This window comes from Desulfosporosinus sp. HMP52, assembly GCF_000765145.1.
Classification (GTDB): domain Bacteria; phylum Bacillota; class Desulfitobacteriia; order Desulfitobacteriales; family Desulfitobacteriaceae; genus Desulfosporosinus.
In genome coordinates, this window is the sequence record NZ_JMGA01000056.1 from 1 (window position 1) to 26,894 (window position 26,894).

28 protein-coding genes are annotated in these 26,894 nt (G+C 43.1%); 24 read left to right on the forward strand and 4 right to left on the reverse strand.

All coding sequences use genetic code 11. The features are described from left to right. Positions 1–96 precede the first annotated feature (96 nt). On the forward strand, positions 97–810 hold the full coding sequence (locus DP73_RS18225) for a FadR/GntR family transcriptional regulator (protein ID WP_034601491.1): 714 nt from the start codon (positions 97–99) through the stop codon (positions 808–810). A 180-nt stretch (positions 811–990) separates the two neighbouring features. Beyond that, positions 991–2,070, forward strand: a complete 1,080-nt coding sequence (locus DP73_RS18230; RefSeq protein WP_034601492.1) for a 4Fe-4S binding protein — start codon at positions 991–993, stop codon at positions 2,068–2,070. 33 nt (positions 2,071–2,103) lie between these two features. On the opposite strand, the gene DP73_RS18235 is transcribed toward DP73_RS18230, so the two are convergent. Then, a complete protein-coding gene (locus tag DP73_RS18235; protein WP_034601494.1) occupies positions 2,104–2,373 on the reverse strand; it encodes a hypothetical protein in 270 nt (89 codons plus the stop codon). A 127-nt stretch (positions 2,374–2,500) separates the two neighbouring features. Between DP73_RS18235 and DP73_RS18240 the strand changes: the two genes are divergently transcribed. From DP73_RS18240 to DP73_RS18285, 10 genes are all read left to right on the forward strand, one after another. Next, positions 2,501–3,748 carry an NAD(P)/FAD-dependent oxidoreductase gene (locus tag DP73_RS18240; protein ID WP_034601496.1) on the forward strand — a complete coding sequence of 416 codons (1,248 nt, stop codon included), beginning with the start codon at positions 2,501–2,503 and terminating at the stop codon, positions 3,746–3,748. 57 nt (positions 3,749–3,805) lie between these two features. Next, positions 3,806–4,291, forward strand: a complete 486-nt coding sequence (locus DP73_RS18245; protein ID WP_348982460.1) for a hypothetical protein — start codon at positions 3,806–3,808, stop codon at positions 4,289–4,291. A gap of 236 nt (positions 4,292–4,527) precedes the next feature. Continuing rightward, positions 4,528–4,944 (forward strand): HutP family protein, encoded by a 417-nt coding sequence (locus DP73_RS18250; RefSeq protein WP_034601499.1) that lies wholly within the window; start codon positions 4,528–4,530, stop codon positions 4,942–4,944. 13 nt (positions 4,945–4,957) lie between these two features. Then, on the forward strand, positions 4,958–5,335 hold the full coding sequence (gene aroH, locus DP73_RS18255; protein ID WP_034601500.1) for a chorismate mutase: 378 nt from the start codon (positions 4,958–4,960) through the stop codon (positions 5,333–5,335). A gap of 12 nt (positions 5,336–5,347) precedes the next feature. Continuing rightward, complete coding sequence (gene aroF / locus DP73_RS18260; RefSeq protein WP_282432707.1) at positions 5,348–6,184, forward strand: 3-deoxy-7-phosphoheptulonate synthase; 837 nt, start codon at positions 5,348–5,350, stop codon at positions 6,182–6,184. A gap of 400 nt (positions 6,185–6,584) precedes the next feature. Beyond that, a complete protein-coding gene (aroF, locus tag DP73_RS18265; RefSeq protein WP_034601501.1) occupies positions 6,585–7,622 on the forward strand; it encodes a 3-deoxy-7-phosphoheptulonate synthase in 1,038 nt (345 codons plus the stop codon). After that, positions 7,612–8,532, forward strand: a complete 921-nt coding sequence (locus tag DP73_RS18270) for a prephenate dehydrogenase/arogenate dehydrogenase family protein (RefSeq protein ID WP_081963096.1) — start codon at positions 7,612–7,614, stop codon at positions 8,530–8,532. The genes aroF (DP73_RS18265) and DP73_RS18270 overlap by 11 nt, the downstream gene beginning before the upstream one ends. Before the next feature lie 85 nt (positions 8,533–8,617). After that, the gene (aroA, locus tag DP73_RS18275) at positions 8,618–9,904 is read left to right on the forward strand and encodes a 3-phosphoshikimate 1-carboxyvinyltransferase (RefSeq protein ID WP_034601503.1); all 1,287 of its coding nucleotides are present in this window, start codon (positions 8,618–8,620) and stop codon (positions 9,902–9,904) included. Between the two features lie 4 nt (positions 9,905–9,908). Next, on the forward strand, positions 9,909–10,658 hold the full coding sequence (locus tag DP73_RS18280) for an AzlC family ABC transporter permease (protein ID WP_034601504.1): 750 nt from the start codon (positions 9,909–9,911) through the stop codon (positions 10,656–10,658). 29 nt (positions 10,659–10,687) lie between these two features. Further along, positions 10,688–11,008 (forward strand): AzlD domain-containing protein, encoded by a 321-nt coding sequence (locus DP73_RS18285; protein ID WP_014902053.1) that lies wholly within the window; start codon positions 10,688–10,690, stop codon positions 11,006–11,008. Between the two features lie 80 nt (positions 11,009–11,088). Here DP73_RS18285 and cls read toward each other — a convergent pair whose 3' ends face one another. After that, entirely contained in the window at positions 11,089–12,618 is a 1,530-nt protein-coding gene (cls, locus tag DP73_RS18290) for a cardiolipin synthase (RefSeq protein ID WP_034601507.1), read from the reverse strand. A 333-nt stretch (positions 12,619–12,951) separates the two neighbouring features. After that, positions 12,952–13,143 carry a hypothetical protein gene (locus tag DP73_RS18295; protein ID WP_034601509.1) on the reverse strand — a complete coding sequence of 64 codons (192 nt, stop codon included), beginning with the start codon at positions 13,141–13,143 and terminating at the stop codon, positions 12,952–12,954. 87 nt (positions 13,144–13,230) lie between these two features. Between DP73_RS18295 and DP73_RS18300 the strand changes: the two genes are divergently transcribed. Continuing rightward, the gene (locus DP73_RS18300) at positions 13,231–13,884 is read left to right on the forward strand and encodes an HAD hydrolase-like protein (protein WP_034601510.1); all 654 of its coding nucleotides are present in this window, start codon (positions 13,231–13,233) and stop codon (positions 13,882–13,884) included. 140 nt (positions 13,885–14,024) lie between these two features. On the opposite strand, the gene DP73_RS18305 is transcribed toward DP73_RS18300, so the two are convergent. Next, positions 14,025–14,282 carry a hypothetical protein gene (locus DP73_RS18305; protein ID WP_034601512.1) on the reverse strand — a complete coding sequence of 86 codons (258 nt, stop codon included), beginning with the start codon at positions 14,280–14,282 and terminating at the stop codon, positions 14,025–14,027. A gap of 92 nt (positions 14,283–14,374) precedes the next feature. Here DP73_RS18305 and DP73_RS18310 point away from each other — a divergent pair, with 92 nt between their 5' ends. From DP73_RS18310 to spoIVA, 11 genes are all read left to right on the forward strand, one after another. Then, positions 14,375–15,100, forward strand: a complete 726-nt coding sequence (locus DP73_RS18310) for a type II CAAX endopeptidase family protein (RefSeq protein ID WP_034601514.1) — start codon at positions 14,375–14,377, stop codon at positions 15,098–15,100. Positions 15,101–15,111: 11 nt separating this feature from the next. Further along, positions 15,112–15,792 carry a (d)CMP kinase gene (gene cmk / locus DP73_RS18315; protein ID WP_052090845.1) on the forward strand — a complete coding sequence of 227 codons (681 nt, stop codon included), beginning with the start codon at positions 15,112–15,114 and terminating at the stop codon, positions 15,790–15,792. A gap of 3 nt (positions 15,793–15,795) precedes the next feature. Beyond that, positions 15,796–16,392: a lysophospholipid acyltransferase family protein gene (locus DP73_RS18320; RefSeq protein ID WP_034601519.1), complete on the forward strand. Its 597-nt coding sequence runs from the start codon at positions 15,796–15,798 to the stop codon at positions 16,390–16,392. A gap of 82 nt (positions 16,393–16,474) precedes the next feature. After that, positions 16,475–18,457, forward strand: coding sequence for a bifunctional 4-hydroxy-3-methylbut-2-enyl diphosphate reductase/30S ribosomal protein S1 (locus DP73_RS18325; protein WP_034601520.1), 1,983 nt, complete (start codon positions 16,475–16,477; stop codon positions 18,455–18,457). 151 nt (positions 18,458–18,608) lie between these two features. Beyond that, positions 18,609–19,763 (forward strand): putative lipid II flippase FtsW, encoded by a 1,155-nt coding sequence (gene ftsW, locus DP73_RS18330; RefSeq protein WP_034601522.1) that lies wholly within the window; start codon positions 18,609–18,611, stop codon positions 19,761–19,763. A gap of 50 nt (positions 19,764–19,813) precedes the next feature. Next, complete coding sequence (locus DP73_RS18335) at positions 19,814–20,440, forward strand: hypothetical protein (protein WP_034601524.1); 627 nt, start codon at positions 19,814–19,816, stop codon at positions 20,438–20,440. 117 nt (positions 20,441–20,557) lie between these two features. Then, the gene (locus tag DP73_RS18340) at positions 20,558–21,889 is read left to right on the forward strand and encodes a radical SAM protein (RefSeq protein WP_034601526.1); all 1,332 of its coding nucleotides are present in this window, start codon (positions 20,558–20,560) and stop codon (positions 21,887–21,889) included. After that, on the forward strand, positions 21,882–23,213 hold the full coding sequence (gene der / locus DP73_RS18345; protein ID WP_034601529.1) for a ribosome biogenesis GTPase Der: 1,332 nt from the start codon (positions 21,882–21,884) through the stop codon (positions 23,211–23,213). The genes DP73_RS18340 and der overlap by 8 nt, the downstream gene beginning before the upstream one ends. 8 nt (positions 23,214–23,221) lie before the next feature. Further along, on the forward strand, positions 23,222–23,815 hold the full coding sequence (plsY, locus tag DP73_RS18350) for a glycerol-3-phosphate 1-O-acyltransferase PlsY (RefSeq protein ID WP_034601531.1): 594 nt from the start codon (positions 23,222–23,224) through the stop codon (positions 23,813–23,815). A gap of 64 nt (positions 23,816–23,879) precedes the next feature. Then, a complete protein-coding gene (locus DP73_RS18355; RefSeq protein WP_034601532.1) occupies positions 23,880–24,893 on the forward strand; it encodes an NAD(P)H-dependent glycerol-3-phosphate dehydrogenase in 1,014 nt (337 codons plus the stop codon). A 245-nt stretch (positions 24,894–25,138) separates the two neighbouring features. Further along, positions 25,139–26,623, forward strand: a complete 1,485-nt coding sequence (gene spoIVA / locus DP73_RS18360; RefSeq protein WP_034601579.1) for a stage IV sporulation protein A — start codon at positions 25,139–25,141, stop codon at positions 26,621–26,623. Positions 26,624–26,894 lie beyond the last annotated feature (271 nt).

A 26,894-nucleotide genomic window follows, 5' to 3' on the forward strand; every position in this document is an offset into this window, starting at 1 on the left:
AAGAATAAAGTGTTCCCATGTTTCATATAGTGGATAGCTATGGTAAACTAAGTACGGTTATGGTTTTACAACCGATGTGCGAGGAGTGAATAAAGGGTGATTCTAAAACCCATTAGAACCCGAAAGATCTACGAGCAGATTGTTGATCAGATCGGTCAACTCATTGCCGAGGGCCAACTAAAGCCTGGTGACCGGTTACCCTCAGAGCGGGAATTAGTTGAACGGTTTCAGGTAAGTCGTGCGTCTATTCGGGAAGCGATCAGTGCCCTAGAGATGATGGGCTTAATAGAAGTGCGTTCCGGCGAGGGAACTTATATAAGACAGGTTAATATTGAATCTGTAGTAACCCCATTGGCCTGGATGCTCTTTATAGAAAAAGATACTGACCTGGAACTTTATGAGGCCAGAAAGATTTTAGAAGTTCAGGCTGCCGGCTTAGCGGCTGCGAGAGCTGATGAAGATGAAATAAATGAGATGTTTGAAGCGTTGGAAATTATGCGGAAGGATCTCGAATTACATCATCTAGGTGAAGAGGCTGATCATTACTTTCATTATGCAATTGCTAGAGCGACTCATAATAAAATCCTCTTTCGCTTAATGAATACACTTTCAGATACAATGAGAAAGGCTCTTAAAACCAGCCGCAGTAAACTTTATGAACACGCAGACACCCCTGAAAAGTTGTATAATGAGCATTTTTTAATTTACGAGGCTATAAAGAACCATGATTCTGAGAAAGCTAAAAAACGGATGTTGGATCATCTAGTTGGGGTAGAGAACCATCTTGCCAAGTATATGATTGAGGATTAAGAGTTAATGAGGCAGAAACAAAATAAGGTTTCTAGCCTCTTTTGACACGCTAGCCAGAGCAAACGGTGATAATAAGAATGAGAGAGTTAGCCTAAGGTAATCCTAATTATGTAAAGATGAATTAAGAAAGCAAGAAAGAATTGTGATGGACAAGAAGTAATTAATAGTGAGGATACAACTATGACATGTCAAATGGTTTATCACAACGGTAATTGTCTTAACACGAAAAGACCCTATGCTAGTTCCTGTAAGCTCTGTATTGAGAGTTGTCCCCATCAAGCCATCTCAAACTATCGTGAACTTGATCCTAAGAGTTGTACAGAATGCGGAGTTTGCATGGCTGTCTGCCCAAGTGGCGGCTTTGTAGATCATTCCATCGATAAATTCTATCAATACCTTCAAGAGGCTGAAGAAATTGTTCTGAATTGTCCCAAAGCAGTCCCTGGTGGTTTTGAGATACCTTGCTTGGGAATGTTAGATAGAGACAGCTGGATGACCCTAATGTTGTTAGCTAAGGAAAAATCAGCAACAATCTGCACAGGATCCTGTGCAGATTGTCTTGATCGCCAAGCATGTGCAATTAGTGTTGAGGCCTTTAAAGGGGTGCATGCAGACTGGCCGACACATCCTGTGATTCATATTAAGGTTCAACCAGATCAAGGGTCTCTTGAGGGGCATGAGGCTGCTATTAATAAGGTGCCCAGGCCAGGCATTCAAAAAGACTCTTCCTTGGGATGGCGGCAGAAAAGTCGAGAGAAGATCGAGGAATGGCTCCCTAGCCTGACGGCAGATGAGACTTATCATATTCCAAAATCTCGTCAGTGGCTGATTGAAGCCTTCGGGGCTTCCTCGGAAGAGAAGATTCCTTTTCAGGCTATTTCAATTGCTGATTCCTGTACAAGCTGCGGAGTTTGTGCAGCGATATGTCCTCAGGGCGCCTTACAGAAGCGAGAAGAAATGAACTCAGTCTCTAATGAGGAAGATGATTTGACTAAAGAGGATAAGATCACATCCCTACGGCTGATATTTGAACCTATGAAATGTGTTCAATGCCATCGTTGTATGGAGACCTGTCGATCTCAAGCCTTAACCTTTAATTATCAACCCTTGTCTCATCGATTAATTACTGGTAAAATACTAGTCCACGAAGGCAGTCCCAAGTATTGCACACAATGCGGTAAACGCATTTTCGATAAGGGTGACTTGTGTTTAGTTTGTGCAACTAGTAGTCCTGAAGGTGGAGGGTTCTTTACTCGCTAATTTAAGATTAAAGAAACAACCTAGGGGGTAATACTAAGCATGGTGCCCGCCGCATCCACAGTGGGCGCTATGCTCGTGTGTTTTTTTCTTGTTTTCACGTAAGATTTGATCCGTCATATGAGTTACATGAGATATTGGTTGCTGTTGAACCTCTTTAGCCAAGCCGATAACTTCTAGAATCTCTTCTTTGGTTAAACCGATATTTAATCCTTCGGTTATTGATAGGCGCAGTGCTGCCAGGGCATTACAAGCAACTGCCGCAGAAATTTGCGAAATAATTATTGTGCGTTGATCAAGACTCATACTGAATTCCTCCCAAAAGATTATTATTAACTTTTATCAATCTTAGCACATAATAGTTTATGGGGCAAAATGCACGTTACATATCAAATGCTAATTAGTATCCCTGTGTCAGAGAAAGGAATTAATAATGAACGAGTATGATGTTATTGTAGTCGGCGGTGGCGCTGCCGGTATGATGGCTGCCGGACAAGCAGCCAGCGAAGGTGCAAGAGTTCTGCTTTTAGAAAAGAAGGAACGTTTAGGGCGAAAAATTGCGATTTCAGGTAAAGGACGCTGTAATATAACCAATGTTGAAAATGTGTCCGATTTTATAAGCCATTATCCAGGAAATGGCCGCTTTTTGCATGGTATTTTGAGAGATTTTGATAACGTAGCCTTGAGAGAGTTTCTTGCTAATTATGGCGTTGAGACAAAGGTTGAGCGAGGAGGAAGAGTTTTTCCGGTCTCGGATGACGCGGAAAAGATTGTTGAAGCATTTATCATCTTTCTCAAGAAAATGGGAGTTATTATTAAATCAGGTATTAGTGTGGAAGAAGTTCTGGTTGAAGATGGGCATGTAGTTGGAGTAACAGGAAATGGACAAAGGTACTCAGCTCCCCATGTGGTTATTTGTACGGGGGGGGCCTCCTATCCGGCAACCGGTTCAAATGGGGATGGATTCCGATTTGCTCGAAAACTTGGACATTCGGTTATTCCCCCCAGACCGGCGTTAGTTCCCCTTAAAGCTGCAGAAGGCTGGGTTAAAGAGCTGCAAGGTCTTGCTCTGCGCAATGTGGAGGCATCCTTATGGATCGGAGGAAAGAAACAGCATTCGGAATTTGGGGAAATGCTGTTCACCCATTTTGGAGTGTCAGGCCCTATTATTTTGACGTTGAGCCGACAAGCGGGAGATGCACTTCGTGAGGGAAAGAAAGTCCAATTAAAAGTTAATCTTAAACCAGCCTTAACAAATGAACAGTTAGATCTTCGAGTTCAGCGGGATTTTCAAAAGTATAGCAATAAACAGTGCAAAAATGCCCTGGATGATCTTATGCCTCAAAGCTTAATACCGGTCTTAATTCGTCTGAGTGGGATAAACCCGGATGGGGTAGTTCATCAAATTAGTCGGGACCAACGCAAGGCTTTGGTTAAATTGTTACAGGAATTAACCATCACTATTACAGACACCCTTTCTATGGAAACCGCTATAGTAACTGCCGGGGGAATTAATGTCAAAGAAATCAATCCCAAAACAATGGCTTCGAAATGTGTTGAAGGACTCTTTTGGGCCGGTGAAGTTGTGGATGTTGACGGTATAACAGGTGGTTATAATCTTCAAGCTGCTTTTGCCATGGGCTATAGAGCCGGCCGGGCGGCAGGAAATGTTATAGGATAGTTCGTGGATATTAGAGGTCTGATTAATTAGCTTCCTGCATAAACTCTTTTCGAGGTGATGTACGTGCGTCGAAGAGGAAGTTTAATTGAGTTAATATGGAATATGATCCAGCGAGGAGAACGACGGATAATTCGGGTTATGGTTTTAGCATCTGTTTTGCTTTTAGTAATGCAATTAAGTGCTGTAAGGGATCCCCTTGAATTCTACGTCTCTGTAGCGTCCAAGGTAGAAGCGCCTCCTTTAGAACTGCCGGCACTTGCTAATGCAGATCTTCAACAGTCGGCGAAAACTTGGGTGATTACCTTAAAGGCTACTCCTGCTGCTCCGATTAGGGTGGTTCAAAATGGAACAGTTATCGCAAATTTAGCCAAAGGAGAACAGCAAATTGCCATTCAATCCGGTCAAATTCAACTTGATGGAATAGGTATTAATCAAACCGTAAAGGTACAGGTTATAAAAAAAGATATTCAATTACTTGAGCCCCGTCAAAATCAAGTTTTTATAATCCAGGGCAATATTCAGAACATGATCATAAAGCAGTAATGTTGCAAAGCGCTCTCCGTGGTACTATAATTATTGGTAATAATTGTTTGGTTTTTTCTCATAGAGTATAGATGAGAAAAGGAGGGTAGTATGGTAGGATGGTATGGGTATAATATGATAAACGTATAATTGAAGAATGGTGGGATGGTTTGACAAAAATCAAAGGCACTGAGAGGTGTCTTTTTCTACCATTATAAGGTTGTTAAATTTTAGTTTTGGAGAGGAAGAACGCTTAGATGACACAAAGCAAAAAGATCGCACTTGCTGCGTTGAAAATGGCTATGAGTGAAAGTCGGGAAGAAGAAACCAATTTGAAAGAGTCTTACCTTAAGATGGGGGTTAAAACAGCTGCAGTTGATTATGGTGGCGAGTATATCGCTTCTGTTCGCAAGATTGTAGAACGTGCTATAGTAGCTGCCAAACGCGAAGGAGCGATCCAAGAGACTCACGGGGACGAGGGGGCTGTTGCTGGGGCCACGCGTGAAGCCTTAAGTCAAATAATGAACAAGGCTATGGGTTTGAATATTGGTGGGAAAATTGGGATTGCTCGTCAAAATGATCATTTAAGTGTGGCGGTCTTTTTTGGAATTGGACTCTTGCATTTAGATGAGGTGGCTGTTGGGCTGGGACATCGAGTTGCTCCCAAGGAATAAGGGGGGATGAACGATGGTGCGAGGTATAAGGGGTGCGACTACGGTGGAGCACAATGATGCTGCAGAGATCCGAGAAGCAACCCAGGAATTATTGCAAATGATTCTCTCTGAGAATTCACTTTGCACCGAGGATTTGGTTAGTGCAATATTCACGGTAACCTCAGATTTAGATGCTGATTTTCCGGCATCAAGTGCCAGGGCAATTGGCTGGCAGCTGGTACCGCTTCTATGCTCCACAGAAATTCCGGTTCCCGGTGGACTTCCCTATTGTATCCGCGTACTGCTGCATGTTAATACTGAACGCAGTCAAAAGGAGATTCGTCACATTTTTTTGCGAAATGCGGTAAAATTACGTAAAGATCTTTTAGAGGGTGATCCCGAAAAAGATTAAACACCAAGCTATATTAGGAAGAAGGAGAGCGCGATGAAGCTAATCGCTCGACGGAAGGAAGAACAACAAGAAACCACTACGGTTCGAGTGGGAGATGTTATCATCGGGGGCCCTCAGCTGGTCGTCATTGCCGGTCCCTGTGCCATTGAAAGTTATGACCAGCTATTAAGTACAGCTTTGGAGGTTCAACGTCTTGGTGCTACGATGTTAAGAGGCGGTGCTTACAAACCAAGAACTTCTCCCTATTCCTTTCGAGGTAAAGGTGTGGGAGGCTTAGAAATGTTAGCCCAAATCAAAGCCTTAACCGGTCTGCCTGTAGTGACAGAAGTAATGGATGCTCGAGATATTGAACAAGTTGGACTAGTGGCTGATATGTTTCAGATTGGTTCTCGCAATATGCAAAACTATACGCTCTTAACTGAGATAGGGAAAACCAAGCATCCCGTCTTTCTTAAAAGAGGTTTAGCTTCTACTTTAGAAGAGTGGATTTATGCTGCAGAGTATATCATGGCAGAGGGCAACGATCAGGTAGTATTATGTGAACGAGGGATTCGAACCTTTGAGACCTATACCCGTAACACAGTGGACATTACAGCCATACCTGCCTTAAAGGAACTAACCCATCTGCCTGTTTTTTTAGACCCGAGTCATGGAACGGGGAAATGGTCATTGGTTAACCCTGTCGGCTTAGCTGGAGTTGCTGCTGGTGCAGATGGATTAATGATCGAAGTCCACCCTCAACCGGAGCTTGCTTTAAGTGATGGAGATCAGTCCCTGAATTTCGAACATTTTGCTGAATTCATGGATAGACTCAGACCGGTTGCGAAGGCTGTAGGACGAGAAGTTTAAGATGTCAAGGGAAGATGTCATGTCAAGGGGACGTTTTGTTTGCCAGCACATTAACAAGGGGTACCGACATTACCCGGCGGCTGTAGTAATCGATACTAATGGGAAACTATAATAAATAACCACAGAATAATTATTTACCTAAGGGGTTGTAGAGACAGCCCATTCTATGTTAAGATAGCTCTAATTTAATTTTATCGTATTTGTATAAACAAGCTTTGTTAGGCAAAGCTTAAGTAGGATGGTTTTCCGTTATCGCCTGAGCGAGTTTAACGGAGTTGCCGGATGGGTTGTTAGAATAGTAGGATGGGAGCAATTGGGAATCAAGGCACCCTCTATTCAGGGTGTCTTTTTGCATCCAAATTAAATAAATAAATGTAGGATGGTAGAAAGGGGTATTACGATGATTGTAGTAATGAAAACGGGTTCAACGGCAGAACAGATTGAAGAGGTTTCCACACGATTAACTGAAGAGGGCTTTAAGATTCATCTTTCCCAAGGGGTAGAAAAGACAATTATGGGGGCAATTGGAGACCGTAGTCGTCTTGAAGCCCTCGATTTAGAAGCATTGCCATTTGTAGAAAAGGTTGTGCCTATTTTAGCCCCTTATAAATTGGTGAGTCGAGAATTTCATCCGGCAAACAGCATTATTCGTATTGGCGATCAAGAAATTGGCGGTAATAAGGTTCATGTCATGGCAGGGCCATGTGCGGTTGAAAGCAGGGAACAAATTCTAGAAACAGCTCATGCGGTGCGAGAAGCAGGGGCGACCTTCCTACGTGGGGGTGCCTTTAAACCAAGAACCTCACCCTATTCCTTTCAAGGACTTGAAGAGGAAGGATTACGTTATCTGGCCGAAGCTCGTGAGAAAACCGGTCTTTTAGTAATTACAGAGGTTATTGATGCCCGAGATGTATCTTTAGTGGCAGATTATGCAGATGTTCTTCAAATTGGGGCTCGTAATATGCAGAACTTCATTCTTCTTAAAGAAGCCGCCAAGTGTGGGAAGCCGGTTCTTCTCAAAAGAGGGCCGTCTGCGACCTTGGAAGAGTGGATGATGGCAGCAGAGTATATTATGGATGGCGGAAATTATCAAGTAATGTTTTGTGAACGAGGAATTCGAACCTTCGAAAGTTACACTCGAAATACTCTGGATTTGAGTATGGTTCCGGCCTTGCATACACTTTCTCACTTACCGGTCATAATTGACCCTAGTCATGGAACCGGAAAGTGGCATTTAGTCCCTCCTATGGCCAAAGCAGCTCTGGCTGCAGGGGCCGATGGATTAATTGTTGAAGTGCATCCCCACCCGGAAAAAGCGGTTTCAGATGGCAAACAATCTTTAACACCTGAAAAGTTCAAAGTCATGATGGGCGATCTGGCAAGACTGACTTCCGTGTTAGATCGTGAGTTAGGGGAAGTGAGTAAGCGTGCTGAGTGATGTATCTATATTTACCAAGAGTGAAATAGAATTAACACCGGGATGGTCAGGCCTTCGTATACCGAGGGCTTGCATTTTCGGTCTGGGTCTCATTGGAGGATCATGGGCAGGAGCTTTGCATAATGCGGGGTGGGATGTTTCAGCAATCGATTCTGAAAAGGCCAGTATCGAGGAAGCAGTAGTGCGGGGCTGGCTGCAGGATGGTTGGACATCCGTACCAGAGTTTTTAGATGTGGATTTGATAGTATTGGCACTTCCGTTACAAATATTGAAGGAAGGGCTTGACCAATTGACGGGAAGGATTCCTAAGGGAGCAGTTGTTACAGATGTGGGAAGCCTAAAGAGAGGTATTTGCAGGAAATCAGGAGTTGACACCCAGAAGGATTTTCCGGAATTCTATTTTATTGGCGGACACCCTATGACCGGTTCCGAACAGTCAGGATTTAGAGTGGCGGATCCTAACCTTTTTCAGGGTTACCCTTACGTCCTAACACCTGACAAGGATTGTCCTCCTCATGTCTTTCAAAAACTAGCCGCTACTTTAAAAGGATTTGGTGCCAAAGTGGTATTTCGAGAACCTCTTGAACATGATGTGGAAGTGGCAATGGTTAGTCATATCCCCCATTTGTTAGCCGTAGCCTTAACCTTAGCAACTCAAGATGCTTCCAAAGAAGGTAAAGAGCCTTTTGCTTTAGCTGGTCGTAGTTTTCGTGATATAACACGCATAGCGGACAGTTCTCCTGAAATGTGGAAAGAAATAATGGTTAAAAATGCTGACGCAATTTTAGGAGGGCTTACTTTATGGGAACAAAGAGTCCAGGAGTTGAAGGAGTCCCTTCTGCAAGGGGATGGAGAGGGAATTGCCGAAGCCTTTCGTAAGGCTCACCTGGCGAGGGAAAGTCTTAATTAAGCGCAATATCGTATGTGATTGATAAGAATTTAGGTTATAATAGAGACTACTAATGGTAATTGAATGCGCTGGGAGGTAATCATTTATGGGAGGCGTGTATATCAAGCCGATCACCACACTGAGAGGCGAAATCGAAGTTCCTGGCGATAAGTCTATTTCTCATAGAGCAGCACTTTTTGGCGGGATGGCTCATGGAGAAACACATGTATCAAATTTTTTATTGGGCCAGGACTGTTTAAGTACCCTTCAATGCTTGAAACAATTAGGAGTATCTTGGGAGAGACAGGGTACTGACGTGTGGATAAGTGGTGAGGGCATTGAGGCCTGGAAGGAACCAGACGATGTTCTTGATGCAGGTAATTCGGGAACGACAATGAGACTGATGCTGGGTGCCCTGGCAGGGAGTCCTTTTACTGTCACAATGAGCGGTGATCACTCTCTTCGATCACGACCTATGCGCAGAGTTACCGATCCTCTTAAGGTGATGGGAGCGCAGATAATGGGGCGTAGGGATGGGAATTTTGCTCCACTTACAATGCAGGGCGGTCAGTTAGAGGGTCATCCCTTTAAAACCCCTGTTGCTTCAGCTCAAATAAAATCTGCCATCCTTTTAGCTGGGTTAAGAGCTCATGGTGAGACAAGTGTGGAGGAACCGGTGCTTTCTAGAGATCATACTGAACGTATGCTCCGAGGGTTCGGAGTTGACGTCCGGAGCAATAAGACCCTCGTCAGGATCCAAGGTGGAGGAAGTCTAAAAAGTCAAGCTGTTTCAGTACCGGGGGATATTTCATCAGCAGCCTTCTTCCTAGTCTTGGGAAGCTTGGTAGGGCAAGGGGAGATTGTTTTACCCAATGTTGGCGTCAACCCAACTCGTACTGGAATCTTAGATGTATTGAGAGCCATGGGTGCAGATATCGAATTAATTAATGTCCAAGAACTATGTGGTGAGCCCAGAGCTACAATACGTGTCCGTCCTACAAGACTTAAAGGTGTTGAAATTTCCGGAGACCTAATTCCCCGCCTGATCGATGAGATCCCTATACTTGCCGTAGCGGCAAGTTTGGCTGAAGGAGAGACTGTTATTCGGGATGCGGCAGAACTGAGAGTTAAAGAAACGGATCGAATAAGTACTGTTGTTCAAGGTCTAAGTGCTCTGGGAGCTAAAGTTGAAGAACTGCCAGATGGTCTGCGTATCCATGGTCAGACTTCGCTGAACGGAGGACAGGTTAGCAGTTTAGGTGATCATCGCCTAGCTATGTCCTGGGCTATTGCCGGGATGTTGTCAAAGGAAGGAGTTAGTGTGGCAGACATGGCCGCGGCTGATGTTTCATACCCTGACTTTTTATCTGTTATAGAGAAAGTAGCTGGATGACTCAATGTCTTACAAAGCTGATACGTCTAATGGTACTATTGAAAAAGGTTTTACCTACGGCTTAAGTCAATCATTGACAATTGCAATTGGATATGCACCAGTGGCTATAACCTTTGGTATTCTCGCGACGCAGTTCGGTTTAACCTTTTGGGAAGCCGGATTGATGTCGCTCTTTGTGTATGCCGGTGCTTCTCAGTTTATTGCGATAGAAATGATCCATCAAGGAGCAACCCCTTTAATGATTGGGGTTACAACCCTTATTGTAAATATTCGACATTTTATTATGAGCTTGTCGGTTGTTCCCTATTTCCCGGAGAGATCACTCCCCTGGTCACTAGGTTTAGCTCAAGGGCTTACCGACGAAACATTTGTGCTTAATACCAAGGTTTTGAAGAATGTTGAGGGAGAAGAAAACCGTCGTAGAGTTATGCTAGGGATTAACCTAGGAGCTTATGCAACTTGGGTAAGTTTTACTATCCTGGGGGGGTTAATTGGTAAATGGCTCCCTATTCAGTTCTCGGGTTTTCAATTTGCCCTCTTAGCTTTGTTCATCATCCTAACAACATCCTCTTTGTCAAAGAAGAATTATTTCACGTATATCTTAGCTGCAGCTCTGGCAGTTTTCTTAAAGCTGCTGATTCCAGGGAAAATTTACTTAATTATTAGTGTGGTTGTTGCTGCAGGCATTGGGGCATGGTGGCGTGGGAAGAAAGCGTCTGAAAGTGTAGGCTGTGATAGCCAAAAGAGTATTTAAGAGGTCTAGCATGAGAAGGGAAGATATTCATGTCAATCCAATTGCTTGAAACCGTTTTATTAATGACAATTGTTACATATGGTTCGCGGGTACTGCCTTTTCTATTATTTAAAGGAAAGAATGTTAAGGGGTTTGCTCGAGATTTTATCGAGCTTGTTCCCATCGCCTTACTCGCTGCCTTAGTTGTTCCCGAGCTAGTAACACCGAGTGGAACAATTGTTATTGTGAATAACCCCTTTCTCTGGGCGGGAATATTGACATTTCTCTTTTCAAAATTCGTACCGAATTTATTTTTAGGAATCCTCTTTGGGATGAGTGTGTTCTGGGGGTTGGATAAATTACTCGTGTAAGAATAGCCTACGACTTAATCAAAATATTCTCCCCAAAAGTGATAACCGTGCAGACGTTACTGCACGGTTATCACTTTTTATTACATAAGCGGGGCGAAAACACGGAGAACAGAACGACCCAGACGCTTGTACCATTTGACAGCCCGACAGTCCGTCAATGTGACAGGTTGACATCGTTCTAAGGTCGTAAGAAAATCCTTAGTTACTTCCAAAACGCTTTGTGTTTCGTAAAGCCAGACCCCGCATTCGAAATGTAAGAATAGACTGCGGTAATCTAAATTAATTGTTCCGACAACAGCCAGCTTGTCATCAATCACCAGGGATTTAGCGTGCATAAAGCCTGGGGTATACTCATAGATCTTTACGCCGTTTTCCACAAGGGCATCATAGTTTGCGCGGGTCACAGCATGAACGTACCATTTATCCCAGATGTGAGGAGTTATGATTCGAACATCCACATTTCGCTTAGCTGCAGAGCAAAGGGCATTAAGCATCACGTTGTCGAGAATGAGATACGGGGAATAGATATAGACATATTGCTCAGCTGTGTTGATAAGATTCAAATAAATAGTTTCCCCTAACGACTCGTCATCTAATGGAGTGTCGCCAAAAGGCTGAACATAGCCATCCGATTCCTTTATATCCTTGGTCATAGGTTTGAAGTGTTCATAGTCTTCATCTGTATTTCGGTGATGATTCCATAGCGACAGAAACATTACAGTAAAGCTCCAAACTGCATCTCCTTGAAGAAGGACAGCTGAATCTTTCCAGTGTCCATATTTATTATAAGCATTGATATACTCATCTGCGAGATTGATACCGCCTGTGAAGGCCGTATAACCGTCGATGACTGCAATTTTTCGGTGATCACGATTGTTCATTTGAGACGACAGAACTGGGATAAAGGGGTTAAAAGCACAGCACTTGATTCCCATTCGTTCAAGTTGTTTATGATAGCCATATGGTAACGTAAAAAGACATCCGACATCATCATAAATGACACGAACATCCACTCCTTGACTTACCTTTTCGATTAGAATATCCAGTACTGAATTCCAGAAGGTTCCTTCTTCAATGATGAAGTATTCCAGAAATATATATTTTTCCGCCTTGATTAGTTCCTCTAGTAAGCGTTCATACATTCGCTCTCCTGGTGTAAGATACTCAGAAGTCGTGTTTTGATAGACCGGACAGAAGGAATAGTTTTCTATATAGTATGATTGATTGGCTGCACTTAAGCTTTTGGCTTTGATTTTCTGGTTAATCATCTCGTTATGACCCAGTAATTTGATCATTTTCTCCTGAATCGCCTTCATTTTTTCTCTTGAACGTTTACTTAATTTCTTACCCCCAAATAGCAGATAAAAAAGTCCACCAAAGATGGGAAAGAGCATAATTGGAACAATCCAGGCAATTTTATAGGCGGGGTTAACCTTGCCACTTAATATCCTTAGCAGGGCTACTACACTCAGTAAGGTACAAATTGCATAAAAATAAACAAAGAAGTTACTGAATTTCCAAATGACAAGGACTAAAGCAAATACTTGGATAAGAATTGGTATGCCGACTAAAAAGATCCTGTTAAGTAGAAGCTTCAATATCCTTTTCATACACACCTCTATATTATAGAACTTACTTATATATTGACTAAATAAAGTATACTCAATAATATATAGACAGTAAATATATTCTTACGTATTATGCGGAGCTCAAACATAAATGGATCTTCCGGCGCATTCTTGTTGAAAATTAGGATGCGGTACCCATCACTTAAAGTTGGGTTGGTTTGCTGGGCCTTCAGGTAATCAGTTGCTCGCTGAAATGCATAGTTTAGTTGTTATAATTTGAAACTCCGAGAATAATCTCGGAGTTTCATTTAGGTAATCTAGGGTAGGTGCTATAATAGATTAAAGTTAGAAAGACTTATGCGGAAACAAGTTGATCTATTGGGGGTAACCATTAGTTGGCGTCGAGTCACTCATTATTTCCATTTCATCGTCATCTTCATAGCAACCGCACCCTCGCGAAACTATGGTTAAACCATACCTCTCTGATTTACGTCCCAGAATGAAAGCTAAAATCAGACTAACAAAAAATAACATTCCATGGGTATGATAGTGTTTTTGATGAAACATTGTAATCCCTCCTTTAGTTTTAGAATAGCCGCAATAGCTTAGATTCATCCCGGAAATTTAAGGAAATAATATGCTTTGGAGGTTTGTATGCGCTACGATATTCTGCTCTGGGATTTAGATGGAACTTTAACAGATTCGAAAGAAGGGATTACCCGCTCGGTTCAATACGCTTTAAGTCAGTTAGGTTATCCCATACCTAAAGCAGATGATCTTGAGTGGGTCATTGGGCCGCCGTTAAAAGAGAGTTTTAAAATACTACTAGAAACTCAAAATGATGCTCTGTTAAATGAAGCAGTTTTAACCTATAGAAGGCGTTTTCAAGAAATAGGACTCTATGAAAATGAAGTTTACTCTGGAATCCCAGAGTTATTGTTGCAGTTAAGAGAAAAGGGTTGTAAGCATTTTTTAGCAACATCCAAACCTAGAATTTTTGCGGAAAAAATTCTTCAACATTTTTTACTAGCAGAGTACTTTGATGTTATCATGGGAAGTGAGTTAAATGGTCAATTGGTGGAAAAGGAGACTGTCATTAAAGAAGTTCTGAAAAAAGCCCCAGTGGGCTCACTGTCAAAAGCAGTAATGATCGGTGATCGGAAATATGATGTTTATGGTGCACGAGAAAACAAAATTGATGTGATCGCTGTTGGATATGGGTATGGAACTACTGAAGAATTACAAGCAGCAAAACCTGACTTTATTGCGCCAGACGTTGAGAGTTTAGGCCAATTACTTTTAAGCTAATCTGTCGCCATTGGTCACCTCTCGCCGTCCTGCAGGAAGGATAATTCGTGCGAAAACAGCTGCAAGAAGGGTTAATCCGTGCGAAGGCAGTGCCTTCGTTGCAAGAAGGATAGTTCGTGCGAAAACAGTGTTTTCGTGGGCTACGGTGACACTTGACCATCCATGGTCTGCGGATACCGGACGGCGGCGTCTAGGTAGACGTAGTTTTCATCTCTTTCTTGACGAACCATTCCGACGATACCGTTATCCTTAGCTTCTTCCAGGTATTTATGAACTACAAATTGATAGGCTCGCTCATCCCAAGGATCTAGAAAATCTGTGACTGTATTGAAATAGGTTTCAATGGGAATTTTAAGATGATGATGATAGACTTGTAAGGTTATCTCTGACGACTCCATAAAAATTCCTCCTTTAGGGTTTAGTCTAGGAAAAAATTAATTGAATTATGTGCTCAGACATGTTTGTCCGTTAAGAAGAAGGAGAGTGAGTAATGGACAATAATGGACTAAATCTAACAGATGGTGAAAGTCCACGTTGCGACCGAAAATTAAATTGGGTTGACTTAGCCTTGGTATTAGGTGGAGTTATAGGTATTTATGTCGGCTTAGCTTTTGGTACTTTTTGGCTGATGGATCTTTGGCCCCACGAACGGGTTTTAATGTATTTGAATGCCTTTTTGACACAGTTATCTTTCGCCCTGTTAATCTATTTTCTAAAACGTGTCAGGCGTTGGACATGGGCTGATTTTGGCTGGAGAGATGTACCTATGCGAGTGATCTTTTCCAAGGTTTTGGGATTATACGCTTTAACTTGGGTTGTTAATATTTGTTATGCTATTGCACTTTTTAATTATGGGTTTACACCTCCCGAGACGGATGTATACTCCAAACTTTTAGGAGATGTTACAGGGTATACATTGATTCTTAATTTGCTGTTGGCAGGCATTTTAGCCCCCCTTGTTGAAGAAACCTTGTTTAGAGGAGTTATCTTTGGAAGTCTGCAAGCCTACTTTGGAAAATGGACAGCGGCAGTCATAAGTGCGACTATTTTCTCCGCCCTTCACTTCCAGGCTTATGGATTTTTTCCGCGCTTTGTTTTAGGAATGGTGCTTGTTTATCTTTACGATCGATACAAGTCCCTCTATCCTTCCGTTGGACTGCATGCTTTGAATAATATAGTTGCTACACTTATCGCGGCTAAAATAATGATTGAGTAAAAGGAGCAAATATGATGATTAAAAGGCAACAGCACGCCTTACAGATTGCCCTTGATGGCCCTGCGGGTGCAGGGAAAAGTACAGTTGCCAAGATTGTAGCTGAGAAATTAAAGCTTTTTTATGTTGATACCGGTGCAATGTACCGAGCAATTGCTTATAAAGTGCTTAAAATAAATGCTCCAATCGACGATGAAACCAGAGTTAGTCAGATTGCTAAAGAGACTGAGGTTGTCCTAGATCATTCGGATAAGAGGATTGTTTGGTGTGATGGAGAAGAGGTTACCGAGGAAATTCGTTCCCCTGAGATATCCCGTGCAGTTTCCGTGGTGGCCTCCTACCCTGGAGTCAGAGAACGTTTAGTCGAGCTTCAGCGTCTGGAGGCAAACCGGGGTGGAGTGGTTATGGATGGTCGGGATATTGGTACTTATGTTTTGCCGGAAGCAGATTTTAAATTCTTTTTGACGGCAACACCTGAGGAGCGAGCAAAGCGTCGGTGGTTAGAACTTGCGAAATTAGGTAAAGAAGTGCCCTTACAAGAGGTTACGCAAGACATGGTTGAACGCGACCGTCTTGATACAGAGCGCCAGGTCTCTCCACTTAAGCCTGCTGAAGATGCAATTATCCTCGATACAACAGGAATTGGTATTGACGAGTTAGTAACTAGGATTCTGACGCTGGTGCAGGGAGGTTGAGCAATGACGTTTTATAGTTTTGCTAAAGGAATCTTTCGTCTGCAATTTCGGCTAATGGGATGGAAAGTGCAAGGGGTAGAGAACATACCTTGTGAAGGTCCGGTTATTTTAGCCATTAACCATGTTAGTATGTGGGATCCTGTTGTAGCAGCTTGTAGTGTTCCTCGTCATGTCTCTTTTATGGCGAAAGAAGAGTTGTTTTCCTTACCGATTTTGGGAAAGATTTTCTCAAGACTGGGTGCTTTTCCGGTTAAACGGGGGCATGGAGATATGAATGCAATTCGACAATCTTTGGCAATCTTAAAAGGTGGAGGGGTTTTAGGGCTTTTTCCTGAAGGAACCAGATCAAAGACCGGAGAAATTCAAAAGGGTATGCCTGGAATGGTTCTTCTAATGGAAAAAAGTCAAGCCTCGGTTGTTCCTGTAAAGGTAAGAGGGACAAAACACATGTTTACTAAAGGTTGGGGGAAAATTACTATCGTGCTTGGTCAGCCTCTAACTGCAGAGATGCTTAAAGCTCCGGAAGGTGTCGAAAACCGTCGGGAATGGATTGCTGATCGTATAATGCAGGCAATGATTGAGCTCCCGGAAGCAAAGTAAAATGTTTCTCTATTAAATTGGCAGGATTTTTAGAACAGTATAGAGAATTAGTTCTTTACAATTTTTAGGGGGGTTCTAAATTTTGAAAGTCGTACGCGCAGCGAAGGCTGGGTTTTGCTTTGGCGTGAAGCGCGCCCTTGAAATGGCTGAACGGACATCGGAGACATCCCATGCTGTATCACTCGGCCCACTCATACACAACCAGCAGGTTGTTAAACGCTTAGCGGAAAAAGGCATCCAGGTTGTAGATGATTTAAAAGAGGTTACGAATCAACAAGCCCTGATTATTAGGTCCCATGGTGTAGCACCGAATGTTTATCAAGGGGCGGAAAACATCGGGGTTCAAGTGGTTGATGCTACCTGCCCTTTTGTCCAGAAAGCTCAACGCTTGGCGGCGATGTCTGCCCAAAAGGGGCAGCAAGTCATTGTCATGGGGGATAAACTTCATCCTGAGGTACAGGGGATTCTTGGCTGGGCCGGGGATGAGGCAGTTCCTATCCAGACGGTTGAAGAAGCAAAAGAGCTTCCCTTTTATCCTCATCTGGCTGTTTTAGCACAGACGACCCAACTAGCAGAGAATTTTGCAAAAATAGTTGAGGAATTAAAAAATCATACGGATAATTTAATCGTACACAATACAATTTGCAATGCCACAGCTGAGCGGCAAAAAGTTGCCAGTGAGTTAGCAGAAGTAGTCGATGTCATGGTAGTCGTGGGCGGACGAAATAGTGCTAATACCCGAAAATTAGCGAGTATATGTGCTGAGCGCACAAAAACATATCTTATTGAAACGGCGGATGAATTAGAAACTGTTTGGTTTAAGGGAGCTGAAGTTGCTGGTTTAACTGCAGGTGCTTCTACCCCAGATTGGATAATCGAGGAGGTTTTCAAAAAAATGACGGAAATGAATGAGCAACAAATGGATATGGCGAGTTGGTTAGACAGTTGTCCGGAACTACATAACGGCACAAAAGTAACTGGTACCGTAGTGAAAATAACCAGGGAAGAGATCTTTGTTGATATTGGCTGGAAATGTGAAGGTGTTATTCCTTTGGGAGAGTTATCCGTGTCCAGAAAAACTCGCCCCGAAGATACGGTGTCCATCGGAGATCAAATTAGCGCTGTAGTTGTTCGAGTGGAAAACGAAGAAGGGCACACTGTTCTTTCTAAACGAAAGGCTGATGAAGAAGGAGCTAAAGATCGTTTAGAGAAGTTAGTTGAGAGTAAAGAAGAAATTCAGGCCGAGGTTGTTGAGGTTGTAAAAGGTGGATTAGTAGTAGATGTAGGGCTGCGAGGCTTTGTTCCTGCATCCCAGATTCAATTGGGATATGTAGAAGACTTGGATCAATTCCTAGGTCAAACTCTCCGTTTGCGCTTGATTGATTACGATCCTGCGAAGCGAAAGGTCGTTCTTTCGCAAAAAGTAATCTTAGAGGAAGAGCGGGCAGCTAAGCGCACACAGCTGCTGGAATCCCTTAAAGAGGGTGACGTTGTGACAGGAACCGTTAAAAGAATGGCAGATTTCGGCGTATTTGTTGATATTGGCGGAATGGATGGACTCCTGCATATTTCAGATATGGCCTATACTCGCATTAAGCATCCATCGGAAATGCTCAAGATTGGGGATGAAGTGGAGGTTCAAGTATTAAAACTTGAACAACAAACTGGGAAAGTGTCACTAGGCTTAAAACAGCTTAAGGAAAGCCCTTGGGCTCAAGCAGCTAAAAACTTTCCCATCGGAGCTATTGTTAATGGCAAAGTAATGCGTATCACTCCTTTTGGGGCCTTTGTGGGACTCGGTGAGGGGGTAGATGGTTTAGTTCATATTTCTCAATTGGCGGATCATCGTGTCAATAAAGTTGAAGATGTCGTTAAAGTTGGAGATATGGTGTCGGCAAAGATTATAGACTGTAAGCCCGACGAGAAACGAATTAGTTTAAGTATACGCGAGGGAATTGCAGACTCTGCTAAGGCCAACGATCAAGAAGCCTTAGACTCACAGTCTGAAATAAAACCCATGACAATTGGTGATGCCTTAGGGAAGGAATTCCCTACCGAAAACTAAGATTTGCCTTAAATTCTGGCTCAGCTTTACTGTAAGAATCTAAATGACTTCCTGTTTCTAAAACGCGGGAAGTCATTTTACTGACCTGTACAGTTGTAAGTGTTTGGGGTGTTGGTAATTTTGGATTTAGATAGTAAGGAAGGAGATTTAAATGGCTAAACGAAAACCGACGCTGCCTATTGATTTTCCAATACTATATATTGCCTTAGCGGTCTTAGCCTTTGGCTTAATTATGGTATTAAGTGCCGGGGCAGTGCGTGGTTTCAATGCAACTCAGAACTCATATTACTATTTCTCTCAGCAATTAAAATGGACACTAGTCGGTTCTGTTTTCGCTATTATAGCTATGAAAATCCCCTATACATTTCTGCGCCGTTTCGCAGGGATTGGGGTTCTTATAAGCATAGTGTTACTCTTTGCTATTCTTTTTACTGACGCCGGCATTGCAGCAAATGGATCCGCTCGATGGATTTCAATAGCCGGAGTCACAGTCCAACCTTCGGAAATTGCAAAGCTTGCTATGGTGCTTTTTTATGCCCATATCCTAGATCGTTATCCCATTCAAAGAGGCAGCGATTGGCGTATTTCGTTGGGCATACTTCTTCCTTTCACTGTTCTTGTTTTAGGCCTAGTGTATAAGCAACCGGATTTGGGGACGACGATGGTTATTGCTTTGACCTGTGCAGTAATGCTCTTACAGACGGAAATCCCCACGATCTGGTTTGTTGCTGCTGTGCCGACTTTGGGGCTGCCTCTCTTCTATTTTATTCGTGCTACAGAGTATCAATGGGAACGGGTTATGGTGTGGATGGATCCCTGGAAATACGCAATGGGTAAGGGATATCAAATTACCAATGCTGAGATTGCCTTTGGCTCGGGGGGATTATTTGGAGTCGGTTTAGGACGGAGCTTGCAAAAATACGGCTTCTTGCCAGAAAACCATACAGATACCATCTATGCTATCGTTGGAGAAGAATTAGGTCTGCTGGGTACAACCCTTTTATTATGTCTCTTTGTTGCTTTATATGCTCGAGCGTATCAGGTTCTGAGAGAATGCCCTGATCGCTTTGGCAGGTTGCTAGGGTATGGAATAACCTCTTCTTTAGCAATTCAGACAACGATTAACTTGGCCGTTGTTACGGGAGTTTTACCTGTGACGGGAATTACTCTCCCTCTTATCTCTTATGGCGGGGCTTCGCTTGTGATAACTTTAGTCAAGATTGGCTTGATATTGAATCTTTCTCGCTATCGAAAAACAGCCTCCAAGGAGAGAAATGTTAAAAACCTTCCGGATTTATCTGTGTAAACCCTCTCTAAACGGGAATAATATGGTAAGCAACGTTTAGGAGGGGTATTATGCCTTTTCCATTTGGGGAATGGGTTATCCTGTTCCTTACCTTGATCGCTTGGGCGGAAAAACGAACTACAAGGTACTTTTTTTCTCTGTTGACGATTGCCTGGCTCATTGGAAAATGGTCAGAGACTTATTTACTTGTCAATATGCCTTGGCGCTGGCAACTTTCACGTCTGGCAGTTATGACGGTTTTTTGGGTTTGGGCGTTCCGTAGAGCTGAACGTCGATTTTTGCCACTGTTCTTCGCTAGTTTAGTGGCCTTGGTACAAACCTTGTTTTTTGTTAACGAGCCTGGGGTGTTTCCCTTCGGGGAATGGTTTTTTGCAATTGCCATGGTGTTAGTGGCTTGGTTAAGTGCTAAGTCTTTTTGGGGAACCGCCGCTGCTTTAACTGGAAGTGCCCTCTTGAACCAAGTGTTTGTTCGTTTTACTTATGATGGTATAATAAGGTTTGCTGACTTACCCGGCGACTTCACCTGGAATTTGGGCGTCGGCTTATTCTTGACTTGGACAGCCCTGGCCTATGGCTGGAGGTTAAATACCGAGAAGAAAGCGAAAAGAATGACTCAGGATCTTCTAGTGGTTCAAAACTTAGCGAACTGTGAATCCTCAGAAGAGAAGGAGCTTTAGGAGAGTCAAAAAGCTGAATTTTAGGGAATATAGCAGTTTGATAGCTATTTATAGTATACTTGTAAAGATTAAGGCCGAGAGTAGGCTTTTGATTATATGGTGGGAGGATGAAATGTTTTGCCTAAAGGGCTAGTAGTCGCAGCGGTCCATCCAGGGAGCATCGCTGAAGAAATGGAAATTGAGGTCGGGGATCGTGTTCTTGAGGTGAATGAACAAGAGCTCAATGATATCATTGACTTTCAGTTTGGTGTATCTGAAGAAGAATTCCTACTACTTATTGAAAAGCCTGATGGGGAACTATGGGAGCTTGATATTGAGAAGGGATCAGGAGAGTTCTTAGGTTTAGAGGTCGAGACAGTTAGTACTAAGGGTCTTAAGAAATGCTCTAATAATTGCAGCTTTTGTTTCGTAGCTCAAATGCCTGAGGGGATGCGTCCGTCTCTTTACGATAAGGATGATGATTACCGCTTATCTCTTACGCAAGGTAGTTTTATAACCTTGTCGAATCTTAGTGAGGAAGAGGTATCTCGAATCACGTCTTTACGTTTAACACCGATGTATGTTTCTGTGCATGCATGGAACCCGGAAGAGCGTGTTAAACTCATGAAAAATCCCCGGGCGGGGAAATTGCCCGAGCAGATTCGTCGCTTTGCAGATGCTGGAATAGTGATACATGCTCAGATAGTATTGATTCCTGAACACAATGATGGAGAGGTTTTGAGAGAAACTGTTGAGCGGTTAGCGGAGCTCTATCCCTCTGTTCAATCAATCGCTGTAGTTCCCGTAGGGTTAACACGTTATCGAGATAAGCTGACCCCTTTACGAGGCTTTACCGGGGGAGAAGCGAGTCGGTTGCTTGATCAAGCTGACAAATGGCAAAAGGATTACTTTGCCAAGACCGGACGCCACCTAGTTTATTTTTCCGATGAATTTTATGTGCTGGCCGGCAGAGAGTTTCCTGAGTCTGCAGTGTATGATGATTTTTCACAATTAGAAAACGGCGTAGGTATGGCCCGAAAGTTTATCACAGAGATTGAATCCGGTTGGGATTTATTGCCCACTGAAGTTACTGAACGTAATGTGCATTTGATAACCGGGGCAGCAGCAGAAGAGTTCTTCCGCTCATGGCAAAAACGTTTGCTGGAGCGAATCAGAGGCTTAAGAATAGTGGTACATAAGATTGAAAATGAATTTTTTGGGTTATCCGTCACTGCTGCAGGACTTCTGACAGCTCGTGATATTGCTCAGCAATTGGGTGATCTGCAAGGAGAAGAGTTTCTGATACCTCGTACAATGCTCAAGGCTGATGAGGACATCTTTCTTGACGATTTAAGTGTCGATTGGTTAGAACAGCAGGTCAATGGTAAGGCGCGCATTGTTGAAAACAATGGCTTTGCATTTTTGGAGAATGTTATTGGATATTCATTGGAGGTAGAAAGCATTGAGTAAACCTATTGTAGCCATAGTTGGGCGTCCAAATGTCGGAAAGTCTACATTATTTAACCGAATTACGGGCGGACTGGTAGCTATTGTTGAAAATATGCCCGGAGTAACACGAGACCGCCTTTACCGTGATGCTGAATGGCTGGGGAGAAAGTTTGCCTTAATTGATACCGGCGGAATTGAGTTTAAAGATGAGGGGACACCGATTTCTTCTCAGATGAGGCGACAGGCGGAAATTGCCATGGAGGAGGCAGATGTCGTAATATTTGTAGTGGATGCGCAGATCTCTCCAACCCCCGAGGATGATTTGATTGCTCGGACATTACGCCGTTCGGGTAAGCCTGTTTTGTTGGCGGCAAATAAAGTCGAAGATTTTACGAGGATCGAAGGTCAATTATATGACTTTTTAAGTTTAGGGTTAGGAGAAGCAATTCCAATCTCTGCGGTTCATGGCATGAATACAGGGGATTTACTTGATTCAGTTATTTCAAACCTTCCGGAGAATAATGATGATGAATTTGATCCGGATGTTATTCGTATTTCAGTTATAGGACGTCCTAATGTCGGGAAGTCATCCTTGGTTAACAACCTGTTAGGCAAAGAACGAGTCATTGTCAGTAACATCCCCGGAACTACCCGGGATGCCATAGACACTCCCTTTGAACACGAGGGCAAGCATTATATCCTTATAGATACTGCGGGAATGCGACGGAAATCACGCATAGAAGAGCTGACTGAGCAATATAGTGTTGTACGCTCACTTCGAGCTGTTGATCGCTCAGATGCAATTCTCATGCTTATTGATGCTGTGGATGGAGTTACAGAGCAAGATAAAAAAATTGCCGGCTATGCCGAAGAAGCTGGCAAGGCCATTATTTTAGTTGTCAACAAGTGGGATCTTGTAGAAAAAGATGAAAAGACCATTAATAAATTTGAAAAGTCGATTCGGGAAGAACTGGGATTTTTACAATATGCCCCAACAATGTTTATTTCCGCGAAGACCGGACAACGAGTTAACAAAATTCTAGATCTTGTCGATTTTGTGGTGGAGCAAAATTCAACTCGTGTAACCACTGCAACCTTGAATACTTTACTGAGAGAATGGGTGCACCTCAATCCTCCGCCAACGGATAAAGGCAGACGTCTGAAAATCAGATATATAACCCAAGTGGGGGTTAAACCTCCAACCTTTGTTTTCTTTGTGAATGATCCGGAACTAATGCATTTTTCTTATAAACGATATCTGGAGAATCAGATGCGAAAGCACTTTGGATTTGAGGGTACTCCGATCCGAATTGTAATTCGACAAAAAGATGAGGAAAAGGAGTAGGTCATTTGATGTCGCGTTACCTTATTTTTATCTTGGCGTATTGCTTAGGTGCCATTCCTTTTGCCTATTTAGCAGGCGCGTATAAAGGAATTGACGTACGTCGGCATGGTAGCGGTAATATTGGCACAACAAATGCCTTTAGACTCTTAGGAGCAAAACTGGGCATCATGGTGCTTCTAGGTGATTTTTTGAAAGGTGCTTTATCTGCCTACTTGGGTTTATGGGCTTTTGGCTCTGAACCTTGGGGAGGAATTGTCGGCGGGTTACTGGCAATGGCCGGTCATAGCTGGAATCCCTTTTTCGGCTTTCGACCCAGTGGAAAAGGGGTTGCCGCCGGATTCGGGATCATTACTGTATTAATGCCAAAAGTCACTTTAATTGCAATCTCGGTGTTTGTGTTGGTTGTGTGGCTAACACGCTATGTTTCCATGGGTTCGGTCACCGGTGCACTTACGGTTCTAATTATGGTCTTCGTATTTCCCCAACCCATTGCCTATCGGGTATTTGCGGTTGTTGCAGTTTTTGCAGTTCTAGTTCTCCATCGAAGTAATTTTAAGCGAGTATTACAAGGAACCGAGCATAAATTTGGGACAAAGAAATAGCGAGGCTCGAAGTTCGATTCGATCCACGAACATCGAACCACGAACATCGATTAGGGGGGATTAGATGCCGAAAATTGCTGTTTATGGGGCTGGAAGTTGGGGGAGTGCTTTAGCGGTTTTATTAGCTAAAGTGGGTCATCAGGTTTCGCTGATTGGTCGTCATGCGGATGAAATGGAAGAAATGAAAAGGCAGCGCGAAAATAAGCATTATTTACCCGGTGTTACCTTGCCTTCAGGGCTGTTGCCCACCACGGATCTCACCTTGCTTAAGGCGGATATGGTTGTTTTTAGCGTGCCCTCTCATGGCGTGCGAGAAGCTGCACGCTTGGTACGACCTTACTTGAGTAAAGGGTGTATTGTGGTCAATACTGCTAAAGGGATGGAGGAAGGGACTCATCTTCGTCTTTCTCAAGTGTTAATTGAAGAACTTCCAAATAATCCGGTTGCAGTTCTGTCAGGCCCAAGTCATGCGGAAGAAGTGGGCAGGGATATGCCGACAACCGTGGTAGTGGCCTCAGAGGTCGAGACTGCTAAAGCAGTTCAAGATATGATGATGACCCCAAGCTTTAGAGTTTATACTAACCCTGATGTTATCGGAGTTGAACTTGGCGGGGCCTTAAAGAACGTCATTGCCTTATGCACCGGGATTGCCGAGGGTTTAGGTTTTGGAGATAATACTAAAGCAGCTCTAATGACTCGGGGATTAGCCGAGATTGCCCGTTTAGGCGTGGCCTTAGGTGGAAATCCCCTGACTTTCGCCGGATTGTCAGGAGTTGGAGATCTCATTGTGACCTGTACCAGTCTCCATAGTCGTAATCGTCGAGCGGGTGTCGCCCTGGGTCAGGGCAAGGCTTTAGATACTGTTCTTAAAGAGGTAGGGATGGTTGTTGAAGGAGTTAGGGCAACTCGAATTGCCCATAACCTGGGTATTGAAAATAACATTCCCATGCCCATTACAGAACAGGCTTATAAAGTCTTGTTTGAAAATGCTGATGCCAAAGTGGCAGTTTCGGACTTAATGCTGCGGGGTAAACGTCATGAACTTGAAGAAGTTTTAGAGATGAATTGGTTAAGTTAAAGTTAAAATAGCATACATATTTTTGTGATTAGGAACATAGACGTAGAAGAGGTTGTTTTAAAAGCCTTTTCTACGTTTTTTGTTATGTAGTCATATTTACCCAAAATGGCCAATATACTTATACTGCTTAATGTGCTAGTCCAGTAATGGGAATCCACGCGCTACAGGGAGGTGGAAGGGGAGATAAGGTGGAGGCCCTTCCCCAAATTTTGGGACAGCATTCAAAAGGGAGGGAAATAATACTAATGGAAAAATTAGACATTTTTAGGGATATCGCGGAGAGAACTGGGGGCGATATCTACCTCGGTGTTGTTGGGCCAGTACGTACGGGAAAGTCCACCTTTATCAAACGATTCATGGACCTCCTAGTTCTACCCAACATCCAAGACGCCTTCGAGCGGGAACGAGCAAAAGATGAACTGCCCCAAAGCGGGACAGGGAGAATGATTACGACAACTGAACCAAAGTTTATTCCATCAGAATCTGTGGAAATCATTGTTAAGGATTCAATTCATATGAATGTCCGCCTAGTGGACTGCGTCGGGTATAGTGTGGAAGGTGCTTTAGGTTACGAATCGGAAGATGGGGAAGAGCCTCGCATGATGAAAACGTCATGGAGCGATGAGCCAATGTCCTTCCAAGATGCTGCTGAAATGGGCACACGAAAGGTTATTTCTGATCATGCTACAATAGGAGTTGTAATTACAACAGATGGATCCATAACGGATATTCCCAGAGAAGCATACCTGGATGCAGAAGAGCGTGTGATCTCTGAGCTTCGTCAATTAGGGAAACCTTTTGTCGTAGTGCTAAATACTACTCGCCCCTATGCGGAAACCACCCTGGAGTTGTGCCGCTCACTTGAGGAAAACTATGGGTTACCTGTTATTCCAGTCAATTGTCATGATATGACCCAAGAAGATCTGACTCAGATTTTGGAAGAAGTACTTTATGAATTCCCTGTGGCAGAAGTAAATATCGACCTTCCAAAGTGGGTTGAAGAACTTGATCCCTCTCACGGAGTCCGTGCAGCTTTCGAGGATTCTGTTCGCAAAGCAATCGACGGAGTAAGACGTCTGCGTGATATTGATCAGGCTTTAGATGCCTTGACGGAATGCCAATATGCACAGGATGTTCTTCTTAAAGAGATGAACCTGGGCAATGGAGTCGCCAATGTAGAAATTACGGCTGTTGATGGGCTATTTAAGACAGTTCTGCAAGATCTTACAGGAATTGAGATCGAAGGGGATCATTCTCTGCTGCGCTTGGTCTTAGACTATAGTAAAGGCAAGAAAGAATGGGATAAACTATCGGAAGCAATAGAAGAGGTTCGTGTCAACGGTTATGGTGTAGTCACACCTCAACTTGAAGAAATGTTCCTTGATGAGCCGGAACTGGTTAAGCAAGGAGGACATTATGGAATTAAACTTAAGGCAAGTGCTCCGTCACTGCATATTATTAGAGCGGATGTAACTACCGAAATTACCCCTTTGATTGGTACAGAGAAACAAGCTGAAGAACTCGTAAAGTATATGCTGGACGAATTTGAAAGTGATCCTAAGAAGGTTTGGGAATCCAACATTTTCGGCAAGTCTCTTCACGACTTAGTTCGGGAGGGAATTCAGAACAAGCTTTATAAAATGCCGGAAAATGCTCAGAACAAGCTCCAAGATACTTTGCAAAGGATAGTTAACGATGGCAGCGGTGGTCTGATTTGTATTATTATTTAATTCAACATAATTGATGATTGAATAGACGGTTAAAAATAATAAGAGCGTAGGGAACCAATCACAGTGAAAGGTTCTCTACGTTTTTTTTTTGCCTATTATTATCTGAGCAATAATATTCTTTGATATGGCATAAATTTTGCATTATTAGAAAAGGTGTGTAAATGTGATTCGGGAGGGGAGAGGAGTGTAGTATTAAGCAAAGAGTTGACGAAACATGATTCAATTTCAATTTATTTATGCAGTAATAAAAGTTGTGAATTATATAATAATG